Below are 16376 nucleotides of genomic sequence, written 5' to 3' on the forward strand. Positions count from 1 at the left end.
TACAATAAAAGACCCAATACCTGGTACCCAACACCCAAGACCCAAATAGATGCCGAATGATCCGGAAAATCCTTCATGAATGAGACGCGGGCAATACCTTCCGTTCTGACCATTGCGGGCTCGGACCCCTCCGGCGGCGCCGGCATTCAGGCGGATCTGAAAGCGTTTGTCACGACCGGTGCATACGGGGCGGCCGTAATCACCGGCCTGACCGCCCAGAACACCATGGAGGTCTCAGGCACGCTGCCTGTGCCGCCGGAATTTGTGGAAAAGCAGCTGAGTGCGGTTTTATCCGATATCCGAATTGATGTCATCAAGCTCGGCATGCTGACCAGCCGGGAAATCTGCGAGGTGATTGCCCCGTTTTTAAAAGATCGCCTGGTGGTCTGCGATCCGGTCATGATCTCCACCACCGGCTATCAGTTAATTGATGAGGATACGGCACAGGCCCTTATAAGCGGCATCCTTCCGATAGCTGACCATATCACGCCCAACCGGTTTGAGCTGGAAAAGCTCTATGGCGGCCCTGCCGGGGACATTTTGGCGGCAGGCCGTGAACTGATGGGACGGTTTAACAATTTGGACGGAATAGTCCTTAAAGGCGGGCACATCCATACGGATGCATCGACAGTGACCGATACGCTGCTTTATCGAAAAAACGGCCAAATCCAGGAAGCGGCTGAAAGCCGGCCGCGCTATGACACACCCAATACGCACGGCACCGGCTGTACCTTTGCCTCAGCCTTTGCCTCATTTCTGGCCCAGGGAAACATTCCGGTACAGGCCTTTTCCAAAGCGGTGGATTATACGAATTGCTTGATCGGCCTATCCGCAGACATCCGCATCGGGCATGGCCGGGGGCCGCTGATGCATCACTTATCTCCCGCCATGCCCGGCCATTTTGACAGCGGATCGGTTGATTGAACCAGGTGCATGCCGGCTTCGGCAAATCTTTGGAAAATCTCATCGGATTCATCCGTATAGTCCACCACGTCCGGCACCACCACCGGAGATGTGCAGTCCTCCAGAATATAGACCTTCTCGACCAGCCTACGGTCATAAGCCATCACATCATCCAGGAGATCCGAAACCGTCCAGGCCACGCAATGGCTTTTGGCCTGCCCGGCGATCACCACCGCATCGTTTTGGATGAGCTTGTTTAAAATCTTCTCGTTTTTCTCCGCCAGCTGGCGTCCCCGGGGATCCCGGGTCACTTCCGGGCCCAGCACGGAATAATGCTCGGTAAAGGGATTCTCCCCTTTTACATGGTAATCCGGCTGGGTAGAGCGCGCGATGGAATGAAAAAACAGGGCCTCTTCCACCGCGGGGACCAGGGCGTGCCCAAGCCCGCCGATCATGGCGTGATAGGGCCAGATGATATAGTCATATTTGCCGGACGCTTTGAGCTGCCGGGCATAATGGTGCAAATACTGCTGACCGTATTCCGGTGTGATATTTAAAGTATCCGCCAGCTTTTCATTAAACCGCCAGCGGCCTTGTTCAATATCTGCTTCCGTTACAATGGTAAGCGGCGCCGGGTGCTCGCCCTTATCGTTTACGAGAAAAATATTGTGGAACACCTGGATCGGATAATGGGTATCCATGGTGGGCACGGCTTCCGTAATGGCATGCAGATGCCGGTAGATAAACCGGCAGAGCCGGACATTGTCATCCACCGCCCCGGTACCGGAGCGGCCGGCCACATAGAGTTCATAGCCGGGGATGCAGAAGGTGTTCTGAACATCGACCAAGAGCAGGCAGAGCTTAAAGCGGTCTTTGCCCGCCCCCTGGATTTGATGCTTTTGCGCCCATTTTTCCGCTTCGACCGCCTTATCCGCATAGTCCACCCGCCAGACATCGCCCACCTTTTCCGGGTCAAAATGCTCCGGGATCGGCAGTTCCTTAACAGCCATCAGGGTCTCTCCTTTCTGTATGTTATCTTGCGTGGCATTAAATAACACCCGTTTACCGGGCTGTCTTGTAAACCCCAATAAACATATAATATTTATATTATAAAAGCGTTCCGGAATGGTGTCAAAAACCTGCGGAATCCGGAATCTATGTCTCAGGGAAAAGGACTGCCAACACGGTGAATTTGTTCTAACCGCAAAATCCATACCCCCGGTCCTGTTAACGCTAAGGTTGGGATTCGTTTTCTTCGGGATCGAAATCGCTATCGGGATCGAAATCGATGCTGTAGACTTCCTGATCCTTTCGAACTTGGTATCCTCTTCCGCCGAGACGGCTGAGCATCGCGGCCATACGGTCGAGTTCATCCTTGCGGTTCCGGCTTTCCATCTTGTCCAGCGCCTTGCCGACAACCAGCACATCTTGAATCGCCGCGCACTCAAGCGCGGAGCTACGAGCGATTTCGAAATAACGCCTTCGGTCGGCTTCCGCGGTCTTGCCATTACCTTCGGCGATATTGAGCGGTATCGACTGGCTGGCCCGAAGCCATTGATCCCGGGCGGGCCGATGGACTCCGTTCAGGCTGTCGGCCTTCTCGTAAACCCATGCAACGTAGCCTATTGAAAGGCGATAGACGTCCAGTTTTTCGTGTTCAAGGGTCATATTTTTTTCGATCCCGATCCCGATAGCGATTTCGATTTGGATACAGAACAAATCCATACCCCCGGTCCTGTTAACGCTAAGGTTGGGATTCGTTTTCCTCGGGATCGAAATCGGGATCGAAATCGCTATCGGGATCGAAATCGATGCTGTAGACTTCCTGATCCTCTCGAACTTGGTATCCTCTTCCGCCGAGACGGCTGAGCATCGCGGCCATACGGTCGAGTTCATCCTTGCGGTTCCGGCTTTCCATCTTGTCCAGCGCCTTGCCGACAACCAGCACATCTTGAATCGCCGCGCACTCAAGCGCGGAGCTACGAGCGATTTCGAAATAACGCCTTCGGTCGGCTTCCGCGGTCTTGCCATTACCTTCGGCGATATTGAGCGGTATCGACTGGCTGGCCCGAAGCCATTGAGCCCGGGCGGGCCGATGGACTCCGTTCAGGCTGTCGGCCTTCTCGTAAACCCATGCAACGTAGCCTATTGAAAGGCGATAGACGTCCAGTTTTTCGCGTCCAAGGTTCATATTTTTTTCGATTTCGATCCCGATCCCGATAGCGATTTCGATTTGGATACAGAACAAATTTACCGTGGGACTGCCAATCAGAGGCTTGCCTTTTGGCGGATGGGGTGTTAGGCAATAGGTTTCTATTTAACAATTAAAACCGATAATAAATAAAGAGATCCTGCTGCCTGATGAAAATATTTGACAGCCATTGCCACCTAAATCTGGGGGCTTATAAAAAGGACCAGCCGGCGGTCATTGACCGGGCCAAAGCGGCCGATGTAGAAGGCATGATGATTGTCGGGATTACCGTGGGCGAGTCCCGCCAGGCCGTTGAAATCGCTGAACGGTTCCCCGGCTGTTATGCCTCTGTGGGGATGCATCCCCATGATGCCGGCGACTGCTCCGAAGACAGCCTGCAAAATTTGGAAGAACTCGCCAAATCCCCGGCAGTGAAGGCATGGGGGGAGACGGGCCTTGATTTTAACCGGATGCATTCCCCGCAGGCAGCCCAGGAAAAATGGTTTGTCCGGCAGCTGGAAACGGCGGATGAACTGGACCTGCCGCTTATTTTTCATGAGCGGGATTCCGAAGGCCGGTTTCTGGAGATCCTGTCCGCCCATTACAACAGCAGCCGGCGCCTGGGGGTCGTTCACTGCTTCAGCGGTTCGGCCGATGAAATGCAGGCCTATCTAAAAATGGGCTTTTACATCGGCATCACCGGCATTCTAACCATGAAGACCCGGGGCGAGCCGCTGCGTTCCCTGGTGCAGCAGGTGCCGCCGGACCGAATGGTGATAGAAACCGACGCCCCGTTTTTGACCCCTGCACCGGATAAAAATCATACCCGACGGAATGAACCCGCATTTGTGCGGACCGTTCTTTACAAGCTGGCCGAAGTGCTGGACCGTGATCCCCAAGCCCTGGCCGACACCCTATGGGCAAACACCTGTCAGCTATATCAGATTTCCGAGCCCGTTAACACGGATTCATCTGAGGAGCTATTTACATGAAACTCGGCATCATCGGCCTTCCGGTTTCCGGAAAAACCACCGTTTTTGAGGCGCTAACCCATGAATTCGCCCATACCGGCGATAAAAGCGAAGACCGCCTGGGCACCATTCATGTGCCGGATGAACGAATCGACGCATTAAGCCGGATGTATCAACCCAGAAAAACGATTTACGCCCAGGTGGAGTATCTTCTGCCCGGCAAAACCGGGCAGAAAAATGCGGGCGACAAAACCGAAACCGCCTGGACCGCGTTGCGGGATATGGATGCCCTGATTCACGTGGTGCGCAACTTCCGTATGTTCGGCCTGGATGCGCCCGCACCGGCGGCGGATTGTTTGAAGCTTGACCAGGAATTGATATTATCGGACCTCGCGGTGGTGGAAAGACGCCTTGAGCGGATGACAGCCGAAAGCAAGAAGGGCAAGCCGGTGGATGCCGATGAACATGAGCTTCTTAAAAAAGCCCATGCGCTGCTTGAGGCAGAAACGCCGCTGCGCTGTGATCCGGAGATTGCTGCTGCTCCTCAGCTCAGAGGCTATGCCTTTTTATCCGCCAAACCGGTATTGGTTTTATTCAACAACGAAGATGAGGACACGGACCTGCCTGAAAGAACGGATGCGTTAAGCCGGGAGGAGTGCCTGGTCATCCGGGGCAAACTTGAACATGAGCTGGCCCAGATGACAGATGAAGAGGCCGCGGAACTTCTGGCCGAATTTGATATTGCCGCCTCAGCCACGGATCGCCTCATCCAGAAGTCCTATGGCATCCTGGGGCTTATCTCCTTTTTCACCGTGGGCGAAGATGAAGTCAAGGCCTGGACCATTCCCAAGAATACCATTGCGGTGGAAGCCGCCGGCGCCATCCATACGGATATCAAAAAGGGGTTTATCCGGGCGGAAACCATTTCCTATGAGGACCTGATGGAAGCCGGCACTATGAATGCGGCCAAAAAAAAAGGGACGCTTCGCCTTGAGGGCAAAACCTATGGGGTACAGGACGGGGATATCATCAATTTCCGGTTTAATGTCTGATGGCCAAGCAAAACGCCCAATATCTGCGTTGCGCTTCATCTCTCGTCATTCAACGTACTTCTTGTACGCCTCATTCCTCGAGATTCGCGGCGCCTTGATCTTGAACTTTTTGCTTGGCCATCTCCAAATAGGTCAGCACGCCTTCTTCGAGGCCTTCTCAATAAATTGATATTTCCTGATGGCCTCAAGGATTCCGCCGGCACAGGACGCTTTGGCAAAATAGATGTTTTTGGCCCCCTTCAGGGTATCCAGCTCCGGGCTGTAGTTGCCGACCACGACCCCGCGCGGCTCGCCCCGAAGCATTTCCTCATCATTGCCCGAATCGCCGCAAATCAAGAGATTGTTGAGCGGAAGCTCCCATTTATAGCTCAGATACCGGATGGCTTTGCCCTTGGACGCCCGGTAGGGGATAATATCCAGATGCTTCTCATGCGAATAGATAAGCGTATACCGGCACTTGTTTTTAAGCAGGGCATCATGGACTTTTGCCAGCCGGTCTTTGCCGGGATCCATGTCGTAGCTTACCTTAAACGGCCGCTGGGTGGCCTCCTCCTGGTATTGTAGAAAATCAAATCCTGAAAGCAAATCCACAATTTTTTGACGATCCCATTGATGGGCGATATGGGTTTCCCAGCCGCGGTCATAGTAAAGGTCCGACCCGTAATAAATTTCCGTGCCCACAGAGGCAATCACAATATCGGGCCTGGGCACATTATGGCGATCGAGAATCGCCTCTGCCGAGGATACATGCCGGCCCGTGGCTACGGCAAACCCCATTTTAGATTTGTTATCTTCAAGCAGATCGATGAGATCCGGCAGATGCTCATTGGAATCACCGATCAGGGTATTGTCAATGTCGGTGATTAAGAAACGGTTCAGACAGGCCAGCCGCTTGCCGATGGGCGTGGCCGCGCGCTCCTTTTCCGCCGCAAAATCTGCTTTGGATTCTATTTGACTGACCGCTTCCATGTAAGTGGCCGCATGGCTTTCCCACGTATAATATTTCCGGACGTTCATAATGCCGTTTTTGGAATACCGGGCCCATAGCTCATAATCGGTGATAATGGTTTTCAAGGCCCCGGTAATTTCCTTTGGATTGGTCGGGTCCACCAGAATGCCGTTTTGACAGTTGTTGATGATATCATAGGGGCCGCCGTCATTGGTCGCCACAATCGGCAGGCCCGTGGCTGAGGCCTCCAGCAGGGTAAGGCCGAAGGGCTCGGTCAGGGCGGGATTGACAAACACCCCCCGCTTTTCCGCGGCAATCCGGTAAAGCTCCGGCACCTCATATTCAATATCATGTTTCTTGGGAATCGCCATTTTGCCGTAAAGGTCATACTTATCCATCATAAGGAGCATCCGCGTGAGCACATCGCTCTCATTCTCCTCCATCTTATCAATATCCTTGCGGATACCGGCGAATATGGCCAGATTGGCCATGGTCTGCAGCTCCTGATCCTCGCCAAAAGCCTGGACCAATCCGGAAATATTCTTACGCTTGTCCGGCCGGGAAAGCGCAAGTACCAACGGTTTATCCGGATACATGAGAAACCGGTCAAGCTCACGCAGCACTGACGCCTGGGAATACAGCTCGATCTCGCTTTTTTCATATTCCGGGAGCCGGTCGTGGTAGTAGGGGTAAAACCGGGTAATGTCGATGCCCGGCGGGATGACCCGGTATTCAGGAATGTCCGAATTATCATATTGCTTATACTGCTCGGTGATCTCCTGGTTCGTGCTGGTGACGATAAGATCCGCACTCTTAATCACCTCTTCTTCCACGTTAATGCGGTGATCGATTTTATACTTCTTGATGATGTCATCTTCGGTCATACCGTCATTTAAAAGCTTCTGAAATTTGGAGCGGCCCATGGAGTGCCCGGTGAAAACCAGCGGCAGGCCGAAAATCTTGGCCAGTTCCATGGCCACATACCCGGCATCCGCGTAATGGCCGTGCACGATGTCCGGCACCTGATTTTCTTTTTTGATGAATTTGACGGTCTTATCCACGTACTCATCCATGTACGGCCACAGCAGTTCCTTGCGGATATATTTCAGGCCGCCGCACCGGATGCGCACGATCCGGAATTTGTCATTGACCGTTTCAATGGCCTTGCCGTAATCCTCCGAGACTTTCTTGTCCTTGATCTGCCGGGTAAACAAGTCCACCTGCCGCACCTCATCGCGCTCGCTCAATTGATTGGCCAGCTCAATCACGTATTTAACCTGGCCCCCGGTATCCGCATCCCGGCCGAGCTCAAGGTGCTCGGAGCGCACCAGCCCATGAATACTAAACATTTGTACATACAGACCTTTTTCAGCCATTGGCCTCCCCCTCGATCATATTCCGCATATGCTGATAAAATGCGGTGTCCTCGGGCACAGCCCCTTCGATACGGCAGATACTGGCGGAAAACATGGTGGCATGGGAGAGAATCCGCCCGGGATGCCATCCGCGCAGGTAGCCCAGGGCCAGGACCGCCGCGTACGCATCGCCTGCACCCACCGTATCCACAATCGGATCCACATTTGTGGCATGAACGTAAAAGTGCTGGCGGCCGTCCATAAACAGCTCGCTTCCCTCGCTGCCGCGGGTTAAGGAGAGCACTTCGATTCTGTATCGCTCCATCATGGAAAAAACCGCTGCCTCGGTTTTCTCCTCTATCTCAAGCATCTCCTGATTGATATAGGTGAGCTCGTCTTCGTTTAACTTGACGATGTTGGCTTTTTCCAGGGAATGGTTGATCACCTTGGGCTGGCGGGTTCCCTGCCTGAGGTTGACGTCATAAAAGCAGGGAACTTGGGGATCCAGGCTGTCAAGAAAACCCTGAAGCCTTGCGCACCCCTTTTCGGTGCGCTGGATCAGGGTACCGAAATACACCATGTCCGGCGGCTCGGACAGCGACAGATAAGGGGTGAAATCAATATAATCAAAGGCCGCATCCGCCATGATATCGAATTCCGGATTGCCCGCGCGGTCAAAGGAGACGTGGACCTGCCCGGTGGCATGGGTCTCATCCATCTGGATATCCGCTGCATCAAACCGATTGCGCGATAACATGGAAAGGATTTCGTCCCCATAAGCATCCCGGCCGAGCCGTGAGACAAATCGCACCGGCATGCCGAAATTTTTTAAATGATAGGCAAAATTAAACGGGGCGCCACCGATACGCCGATAATCCGGGAAAATATCCACCAACAGCTCGCCAGTAACTAATATCACGGCCACCTCCAGGTTAAAAATAAAAACATTTTTGATTAAATTAAATCTGAATTAATTGGAATTCAAACAGGTTTGAAGCGGTAATGTTCTAATTGACCGTTATTTGGGCGGTTAAAAAAATAAATTGCTCGAACTAATTCTGGCCGGGCACTTCTTCCTTTAGCAGGCAGCAGGCAATTCGGTATTCCGGCGTACCGTCGGCCTGATAACTTAAATTTCCGGGCTGCACCAGTTTGTTCATCACGCAGCCCTCGGGAATGGTCAGGGAAAACAAATCCGCCTCATTGATCCGGCCGGTTTTCTCCAGCCGTCCATCCGTTATTAAAAGGCTGTGCAGGGGATAGTCCTCGCACAGGGGGCACTGGTACACCCGGCCATTGGGGAAAATAAAGTAGTTCTCCGCCACCTGACCGGCGCATTCGAACGGCTCTTCCGGCGATAAAAAGACTTTGGGATAGGTTGCTGTAATGCCCGATTTGGAAACCTTTTCGGCAATTTTCGGGATCAGATGCATCCATGTTTGGCGGTCCACCTGGAGCTGATCCTTGCCGGACCCGGCGGATTTACCCCGAATGCCGATCACCTGAATAAAAAACCGGCTGACCCCGAGTGTTTCCAGCAGCGGGGGCATCATCTCGAGTTCCCCGATATTTTCGTTGCTCACCGTATAGATCAGGCTGGTCTTAAATCCGCGCGCCAACGCCGCCCGGATGCCTGCCAGACAAGCATCATAGCATCCACTGCCGCGGATGGCATCATTGGTTGCCGGCGTGGCCCCATCCAGACTGAAGCTGATAAAATCCACATCAGAAGGTCCGACTTTATTTAAAATGTCATGGAACAAATAGCCGTTGGTATCAATGGTGATGGAGCCATACCCCATCTGCCGGGCGGCCAGAATGATCCGATCCAGCTGCGGATGCAGCGTGGGTTCGCCGCCCAAAAGAATCAGGTTGGCCTGGCGATTTTCATCCGGAAACAGATTCAGCCATTGGGTGATGGTATCCAGGGAAAGGATGTCACTGCCGTGCTGGGCGGGATTGATATAGCAGTGCCGGCAGTTCAGGTTGCATTGGGTTAAAATATGGAAAAAGACGTTGACCGAGTGTTTGGCGAACGCGACCGTTTTCTTCATAACAGGGAGGGGGCTGAGAAGACGCTGAAACTATTCGGTCTTCCAGTCTCTTAATTCCTTTATGGTCTCTTTGGCTTTGATCAGTTCCTCATTGGTGGCCCGCAGGCGAATCGAAATATATTCGGCAAATATCCGATACAAAAGCAGCAGAAAATCGAGCTTTTCATCCCGCTCCCTGACCGTGGCAAGCCGTCCCTTGGCCGAGGTGTCCACACACAGGCAGATCGTCGGGCCATCCGCATATACAGAGGCGGAGCGCGTCATATTGTCGATAATCCGCATTTCACCAAAAATATCCCCCACCTGGTAAATCCGGCCGATTTCCACATCGTTTTTCTTGATCCGCAGCTTTCCAGACAGTAAAAAATAGAGCCAGGGATCGTTATCGCCTTCCTTTATAATCAGCTCGCCATCTTCGTATTCCCGGATTTTGCTCAGCCGCAACAGCTTTGCCAGCGATCGGGTCTCAAAATCCTTTAAGCCGGGAATCGCCAGAAGCTTCTGGATGTTCTGGACATTATCCTTTAAATACTTTGTCTCGATCATTGATTGACCCCTAATCAAAAATCAATTTGGACCTGCAGGCATCAAATCCCCCGGGTTGATCTATGCCAAACATTTTTTGGACACATTTCGATCGAATTCTACCGGATAACATCCATCAAAGCAAGCCTTACAAAAATTATTTTCCGGATCCGCCCCGCCGGTCGCCTCCAAAAGCCCTTCCAGGCTCAGATAGTGCAGGGAGTCCAGATCAAGATAGGCGCGAAGCTCTTCAACGCTTTTACGGTCGGCAATCAGTTCGCCTTTGGTGGGAAAATCAATGCCGTAATGGCAGGGAAACCGATGCGGCGGACAGGCAATACGCATGTGGATACGCTTCACCCCCAGCTCCCGCAGGGTTTTAATCCGGGTTTTGGCTGTGGTACCCCGGATGATGGAGTCCTCAATGACAATAATTTCCTTTCCCGCCAGCAGGTCTTTTACGGGGTTTAGCTTCATCCGCACCCCGAAATCCCGCATGCTTTGGGTGGGCTGAATAAATGTACGCCCCACATAATGATTCCGGATCATGGCCAGGTCAAAGGGCAACCCGGATTCCTCTGCATAGCCAAGCGCCGCATAGTTGCCGGAATCCGGAAAGGGCATCACCAGATCCGCATCCACCGGCGCCTCCCGGGCGAGCTGGCGGCCGTGGGCCTTACGTGTCTGATACACATTCCGGCCGAAAATATTGCTGTCCGGCCGGGCAAAGTAAATAAATTCAAAAATGCAGCAGGACTGGCGAACCGCCGAATGGGGATGTAAACTTCTGATGCCGGTTTTATCAATGATCACAATCTCGCCCGGCGCCAGCTCCCGGATGAATTCAGCCTGTACCAGGTCCAGGGCACAGGTTTCGGAGGCCAACACGTAGCGGCCGTTGGGTTTCCGGCCCAGGCACAGCGGCCGAAACCCGTTCGGATCCTTTATTCCCACCAGTTCCCCCTTGCCGGTTAGAAAAACCAGGGCGTAGGCGCCCCTCAAACGCCTGACGGTCCGGGAGAGCGCTTCCTCAAACCCGTGGCCCAGGTTCTTGACCAGCAGGTGCAGAAAGATTTCACTGTCCATGGTGGTCTGGAAGATCGAGCCTTCCGCCTCCAGTTCCCGCTTTAAAAGGTGGGCATTGACCAGGTTGCCGTTGTGCGCCACCGCGTAGGATTTACCCCCATGGGTGACCACAAACGGCTGCGCGTTGGTGATGACCGAATCGCCGGTGGTGGAGTAGCGCACATGGCCGATGGCCGTGTATCTGCCGTCCAGCCATTCCAGGCTCGCGGCGTCAAACACATCGGGCACCAGGCCCATGCCCTTGTGGCAGTCAATCTTTTTCTGCCTGGCCACGGCAATACCGGCGCTCTCCTGGCCGCGATGCTGGAGCGCATAAAGACCGAAATAGGTGAGCTTGGCCGCCTCTTTATGGTTAAAGATGCCGAAAACGCCGCAGGATTCGCGGGGTCGGTCCCCCGTTTCCGGGGCTTCGATAAATGGATTGACAGACTTATTCACGGTTCACAGCTCAAAGTTAAAAGTTAAAAGTTCACAGTTCACAGTTCACAGTTCACAGTTAAAAATATAATCATTCCTGAAACCTGACACCTGACACCTTAGGCCCTGAGGCACTAAGTCTTTTATTTTCTACACCCTACACCCTACACCCTACACCTTACACCCCATACCTAATACCCAACACCTAACACCTAATACCTACTGGTGATAGCTCTGAATCGGGGCCACGGTCAGGGCCTTCTGTTTTAAGGCGGCAATGCCGCGGCTCATGGCCTTGGCGCCGGCTATGGTCGTGGCGTAGGGAATGCCGAATTTTAATGCCGCCCGGCGGATCATGTATCCGTCCCGCCGGGTTTCATCCCCGGTGCCGGTGTTGATCACGAGGTGAATCTCCCGGTTTAAAATGGCATCCACCACATGGGGGCGGCCGACGGAGACCTTATTGATCATGCGATTTTCGATTCCGTTGTTTGAAAAAAACTCTGACGTGCCGCGCGTGGCAATGATCTCAAAACCGATATCCCGGAATGCGGCGGCCACCGGCAGCACCGCCTGTTTATCCGAATCCTGGACGCTGATAAAGACATCCCCGTCAACCGGCAGGTGCTGGCCGGCACCGATCTGCGCCTTGGCATAGGCCCGCCCGAACTCTTTGTCTATGCCCATCACTTCACCCGTTGATTTCATCTCCGGTCCCAGCAGGGTATCCACGTCCGGAAACCGGTCAAACGGCATGACCGCTTCCTTGACCGATATATGGGCAGGCACGGTTTCAGCGGTTAATCCAAGCTCTGCAAGGCGCCAGCCGAGCATCACCTTGGTGGCAATTTTGGCCAGGGGCACACCGCTGGCCTTGCTGACAAATGGAATCGTACGCGAGGCCCGGGGATTAACTTCCAGTACATACAGATGGCCGTCTTTGATGGCATACTGGACATTCATCAGCCCGATCACGTCCAATTCTTTAGCCATGGCCTTGGTGGCCGCGGTCACGGATTCAATCTCATCGGTTGTCAATGAATAAGGCGGCAGCACGCAGGCCGAGTCCCCGGAATGGACGCCTGCGGCCTCAATATGCTCCATGATGCCGCCGATAATGGTCTCGCGCCCGTCGCAAACCGCATCCACATCCACCTCAACCGCATCTTCCAAAAATTTGTCAATCAATACCGGGTGATCCGGCGAAGCGATCAGCGCCAGGCGGGTAAAGTTTTCCAGGGTTTGCCCGTCATAGACAATTTTCATGGCCCGCCCCCCCAGCACGTAGGACGGCCGGACGATCACGGGAAACCCAATGCGTTCGGCCACGTTAAGGGCCTCAGACACACTCATGGCCGTATCATTGGGCGCCTGCTTCAAATCCAGTTTATTTAACATGGCCTGGAACTGTTTGCGGTCTTCCGCGCGGGCAATGCTCTTAGGATGCGTGCCGATAACCGGCGCGCCGGATTCAAGCAGCGGGATGGACAAATTAAGCGGGGTCTGGCCGCCGAACTGGACGATCACGCCGTCCGGTTTTTCAGTCTCCACAATATGAAGGACATCCTCGTGGGTCAGCGGCTCAAAGTAGAGCTTATCCGATGTGTCATAGTCCGTACTCACCGTTTCCGGGTTGCTGTTGACCATAATGGATTCGATCCCCAGCTCCCTTAGGGCAAAAGAGGCATGCACACAGCAGTAGTCAAATTCAATGCCCTGGCCGATCCGGTTCGGCCCGCCGCCCAAAATCATAATTTTTTTGCGCGCCGACACCCGGGCTTCATTCTCCTGCTCATAGGTCGAATAATAATAGGGGGTGGCTGCCTCAAACTCCGCCGCACAGGTATCCACCAGCTTGTACACCGGCCGGATTTTTTGAGACTTGCGCTGATCCCGAATGGTTTTCTCATCCGTGCCGCTCAATACCCCCAGCTGAAAGTCGGAAAACCCGAAGGATTTAGCGCGCGCCAGCAATTCGGACGGCAGGGGGGCGCCGGTTTCCTTTACCCGATCCTCCATGTCAACAATCTGCTTTAGCTGATGCAAAAACCACGGATCAATGCCGGTAAGCCCATAAATGGTTTCTATGGGCATGCCGGCCAGCAGGGCGTATCTCAAATAAAAAATCCGATTGGAGGTGGGCCGGGCCAAAAGCCGCTCGATCTCTTCGGCCGATTCGGGAAACGCTTCCGCATCCAGATGATCCTTGCCGTCCGCCCCCAACCCGTAACGATTGATTTCCAAAGACCGCAGGCATTTTTGAAGCGCCTCTTTAAACGTCCGGCCGATGGCCATGGTCTCGCCTACGGAGCGCATGGACGTGGTGAGCACGTCTTCTGCCTCCGGGAACTTCTCAAAAGTCCATCGCGGAATTTTCACCACGCAGTAGTCCAGGGACGGTTCAAAGGCGGCCACAGTCTCGCCGGTAATGTCATTGGGCAGCTCATCCAGGGTGTAGCCCACGGCCAATTTGGCTGCAATCTTGGCAATGGGAAAGCCCGTGGCCTTGGAGGCAAGCGCCGAGCTCCGGGACACCCGGGGGTTCATTTCGATGACGAGCATCTCCCCGGTTTCCGGATTAACGGCAAACTGGACGTTGGAGCCTCCCGTATCCACTCCGATTTCCCGCAGAATGGCGATCGAGGCATCCCGCATGAGCTGATATTCCCGATCCGTCAATGTCTGGGCCGGGGCCACGGTGATGGAATCCCCGGTATGAACACCCATGGGGTCCATGTTTTCAATGGCGCAGACAATGACCACATTATCGTTTTTATCCCGCATGACCTCGAGTTCGTATTCCTTCCATCCGAGCACCGACTCCTCGATCATTACCTGGGTGGTCATGCTGGCATCCAGGCCCGCCTCGGCCATGTTTTTCAAGTCTTCCGGGTTATAGGCCACCCCGCCGCCGGTGCCGCCCAGGGTAAAGCTCGGCCGCACGATAATGGGGTAGCCGATCTTATCGGCAATCCGCCACACCGTCTCCATATCTTGCGCAAAATCGCTTTTGGGGCTCCGCAGCCCGATTTTTTCCATGGCCCAGCGGAACTGGTCCCTGGCTTCCGCCTTTTGAATCGATTCAAGGTTGGCACCGATCATCTCGACGCCGTATTTTTCCAATATCCCCTTTTCCGAAACCGCCACGGCGGTATTTAACCCCGTCTGGCCGCCCAGGGTGGGCAGCAGGGCATCGGGGCGCTCCTTTTCAATAATCATTTCCACCGATTTCGGGGTTACCGGCTCGATATAGGTGCAGTCCGCCATCTCCGGATCGGTCATGATGGTCGCCGGGTTGCTGTTGACGAGCACCACTTCGTAGCCCTCTTCCTTTAACGCCTTGCAGGCCTGGGTGCCGGAATAATCGAACTCGCAGGCCTGGCTGATGATGATGGGGCCGGCGCCGATGATCAGAATTTTATGGATGTCGTCTCGTTTGGGCATAAGAAAGGTATAAGGTTTAGGGTTTAGGGTTCACGGTTCACGGTTCACGGTTCGTAATTAAATTCCAAATTACAATATTCAAATGACAAACAAATTCCAAAAATCAAATCCCAATGCTTAAAACAACCCCTCTTTTGCCGAACGCCTGTTGTTTTGAATTTTGGTCATTGGAATTTGAGTATTGTTTGTGTTTTGAGATTTGAAATTTGAGATTTTATCTTTCCATTAGTACTTCAGTGCTTTCATCATCCCTGCGAATTCCTCAAACAAATACCGGGCGTCATGGGGGCCGGGGGCGGCTTCCGGGTGGTATTGGACGGCAAACAGCGGTTCATGCCGGTGCCGGAAGCCTTCCAGGGTGTTGTCGTTTAAATTCATATGCGTAATCTCCACAATCTCCGGATCCAGGCTTTCCGGATCCACCACAAACCCGTGATTCTGGGAGGTAATCTCAACCTGCCGGGTCGCCAGATACTGCACCGGCTGGTTGGCCCCGTGATGGCCGAATTTAAGCTTATAGGTCCGCCCGCCAAGCGCCAGGCCGATCAGCTGGATGCCTAAGCAGATGCCGAACATGGGCCGAAAGCCAATCAACGCCCTTACCGTTTCAACCATATCGGTCAGCGGCTCCGGGTCCCCGGGGCCGTTTGACAAAAAAATACCGTCCGGCGCAAGCGCCCGGACGGTCTCGGCTTTGGTTTTCGCCGGCACCACCAGCACCTCAAACCCCACATCCGCAAGGCACCTCAGGATATTGTATTTCACGCCGAAATCGAAAGCCACCACCCGGTATTTCCCGCTTTTTGCGCGCCAGATCGTATCATCGACAACCGTTTCGGCGGAAAGGGGTTCCGGACGATCGGCCCAGAAATAGGGAATTGGTGTGGACACGCCGCTCACCAGATCCCGGCCCTCCATTTTGGGAATTTCCCGGGCCCGGGCGGATAGAGACGCCGGATCCAGATCCCGTGTGGATATCACCGCGCGCATGGCACCGGCATTCCGGATATGCCGGGTGATGGCCCGGGTGTCCAGTTCATGAATGCCCAGGATATTCTGAGATACCAAATAGTCCTTTAAGGACGCGGTCGCCCGGAAATTACTCGGAAATTCCTGGTATTCCCGGAGGATAAAGGCAGCTACCTGGACGCGGTCGGATTCCACATCTTCCGGATTGACGCCGTAATTGCCGATCAGCGGATAGGTCATCACCACCATCTGGCCGCGGTAGGAAGGGTCGGTCAGCACCTCCTGGTAGCCGGACATGCTGGTATTAAACACGACCTCCCCCCCGGTTTCGCCGTGTCCGGTGAAACTTCGGCATTCAAACGTTCGGCCGTCTTCGAAGGCAAGCAGGGCTTTCGTCATTGCTTCTGATTCATCCGTCAAGTTTTTGCATAGTATATTTTGTTATTCCAACACCTTCGGC

General features: G+C 53.8%; 13 protein-coding genes. 3 read left to right on the forward strand and 10 right to left on the reverse strand.

All coding sequences use genetic code 11. The annotated features are described in order from the left end of the window. The first annotated feature begins 75 nt into the window (after positions 1–75). Positions 76–924, forward strand: coding sequence for a bifunctional hydroxymethylpyrimidine kinase/phosphomethylpyrimidine kinase (thiD, locus tag U5L07_15905; GenBank protein MDZ7833234.1), 849 nt, complete (start codon positions 76–78; stop codon positions 922–924). Here thiD and U5L07_15910 read toward each other — a convergent pair. The 3 genes from U5L07_15910 to U5L07_15920 form a co-directional block, all read right to left on the reverse strand. After that, positions 873–1913, reverse strand: a complete 1041-nt coding sequence (locus U5L07_15910) for a hypothetical protein (GenBank protein ID MDZ7833235.1) — start codon at positions 1911–1913, stop codon at positions 873–875. The two genes, thiD and U5L07_15910, sit on opposite strands and share 52 nt — an antisense overlap. Before the next feature lie 223 nt (positions 1914–2136). Next, a complete protein-coding gene (locus tag U5L07_15915; protein ID MDZ7833236.1) occupies positions 2137–2622 on the reverse strand; it encodes a four helix bundle protein in 486 nt (161 codons plus the stop codon). Positions 2623–2647: 25 nt separating this feature from the next. Next, the gene (locus U5L07_15920) at positions 2648–3151 is read right to left on the reverse strand and encodes a four helix bundle protein (GenBank protein MDZ7833237.1); all 504 of its coding nucleotides are present in this window, start codon (positions 3149–3151) and stop codon (positions 2648–2650) included. 113 nt (positions 3152–3264) lie between these two features. On the opposite strand from U5L07_15920, the gene U5L07_15925 reads away from it, so the two are divergent. Both U5L07_15925 and U5L07_15930 read left to right on the forward strand, forming a co-directional pair. Beyond that, positions 3265–4086: a TatD family hydrolase gene (locus U5L07_15925; protein ID MDZ7833238.1), complete on the forward strand. Its 822-nt coding sequence runs from the start codon at positions 3265–3267 to the stop codon at positions 4084–4086. Next, on the forward strand, positions 4083–5117 hold the full coding sequence (locus U5L07_15930; GenBank protein MDZ7833239.1) for a DUF933 domain-containing protein: 1035 nt from the start codon (positions 4083–4085) through the stop codon (positions 5115–5117). Before U5L07_15925 ends, U5L07_15930 begins: the two co-directional genes overlap by 4 nt. Positions 5118–5249: 132 nt before the next feature. Here the strand turns inward: U5L07_15930 and U5L07_15935 are convergent, their stop codons facing one another. The 7 genes from U5L07_15935 to carA all read right to left on the reverse strand — a co-directional run bounded on the left by U5L07_15935 (position 5250) and on the right by carA (position 16315). Next, a complete protein-coding gene (locus tag U5L07_15935) occupies positions 5250–7442 on the reverse strand; it encodes an HAD-IIB family hydrolase (protein ID MDZ7833240.1) in 2193 nt (730 codons plus the stop codon). Beyond that, entirely contained in the window at positions 7435–8340 is a 906-nt protein-coding gene (locus U5L07_15940) for a carbohydrate kinase (protein ID MDZ7833241.1), read from the reverse strand. The genes U5L07_15935 and U5L07_15940 overlap by 8 nt, the downstream gene beginning before the upstream one ends. Positions 8341–8473: 133 nt before the next feature. After that, positions 8474–9475 carry a radical SAM protein gene (locus U5L07_15945; protein MDZ7833242.1) on the reverse strand — a complete coding sequence of 334 codons (1002 nt, stop codon included), beginning with the start codon at positions 9473–9475 and terminating at the stop codon, positions 8474–8476. A gap of 30 nt (positions 9476–9505) precedes the next feature. Then, positions 9506–10021, reverse strand: coding sequence for a cyclic nucleotide-binding domain-containing protein (locus U5L07_15950; protein MDZ7833243.1), 516 nt, complete (start codon positions 10019–10021; stop codon positions 9506–9508). Positions 10022–10081: 60 nt separating this feature from the next. After that, on the reverse strand, positions 10082–11524 hold the full coding sequence (gene purF / locus U5L07_15955; GenBank protein MDZ7833244.1) for an amidophosphoribosyltransferase: 1443 nt from the start codon (positions 11522–11524) through the stop codon (positions 10082–10084). 198 nt (positions 11525–11722) lie between these two features. After that, positions 11723–14947: a carbamoyl-phosphate synthase large subunit gene (gene carB, locus U5L07_15960; GenBank protein ID MDZ7833245.1), complete on the reverse strand. Its 3225-nt coding sequence runs from the start codon at positions 14945–14947 to the stop codon at positions 11723–11725. Positions 14948–15172: 225 nt separating this feature from the next. Beyond that, positions 15173–16315 (reverse strand): glutamine-hydrolyzing carbamoyl-phosphate synthase small subunit, encoded by a 1143-nt coding sequence (gene carA / locus U5L07_15965; protein MDZ7833246.1) that lies wholly within the window; start codon positions 16313–16315, stop codon positions 15173–15175. Positions 16316–16376: the final 61 nt, after the last annotated feature.

This window comes from Desulfobacterales bacterium, assembly GCA_034520365.1.
Classification (GTDB): Bacteria; Desulfobacterota; Desulfobacteria; order Desulfobacterales; family Desulfosalsimonadaceae; genus M55B175.

What these genes read in the sequence shown, in the direction of transcription:
- U5L07_15930 (MDZ7833239.1), top strand. Translation starts at nt 4,083, where the DNA reads ATGAAACTCGGCATCATCGGCCTTCCGGTTTCCGGAAAAACCACCGTT.
- U5L07_15925 (MDZ7833238.1), top strand. Translation starts at nt 3,265, where the DNA reads ATGAAAATATTTGACAGCCATTGCCACCTAAATCTGGGGGCTTATAAA.
- carB (MDZ7833245.1), bottom strand. Translation starts at nt 14,947, where the DNA reads ATGCCCAAACGAGACGACATCCATAAAATTCTGATCATCGGCGCCGGC.
- U5L07_15935 (MDZ7833240.1), bottom strand. Translation starts at nt 7,442, where the DNA reads ATGGCTGAAAAAGGTCTGTATGTACAAATGTTTAGTATTCATGGGCTG.
- carA (MDZ7833246.1), bottom strand. Translation starts at nt 16,315, where the DNA reads ATGACGAAAGCCCTGCTTGCCTTCGAAGACGGCCGAACGTTTGAATGC.
- U5L07_15910 (MDZ7833235.1), bottom strand. Translation starts at nt 1,913, where the DNA reads ATGGCTGTTAAGGAACTGCCGATCCCGGAGCATTTTGACCCGGAAAAG.
- thiD (MDZ7833234.1), top strand. Translation starts at nt 76, where the DNA reads ATGAATGAGACGCGGGCAATACCTTCCGTTCTGACCATTGCGGGCTCG.
- U5L07_15945 (MDZ7833242.1), bottom strand. Translation starts at nt 9,475, where the DNA reads ATGAAGAAAACGGTCGCGTTCGCCAAACACTCGGTCAACGTCTTTTTC.
- U5L07_15950 (MDZ7833243.1), bottom strand. Translation starts at nt 10,021, where the DNA reads ATGATCGAGACAAAGTATTTAAAGGATAATGTCCAGAACATCCAGAAG.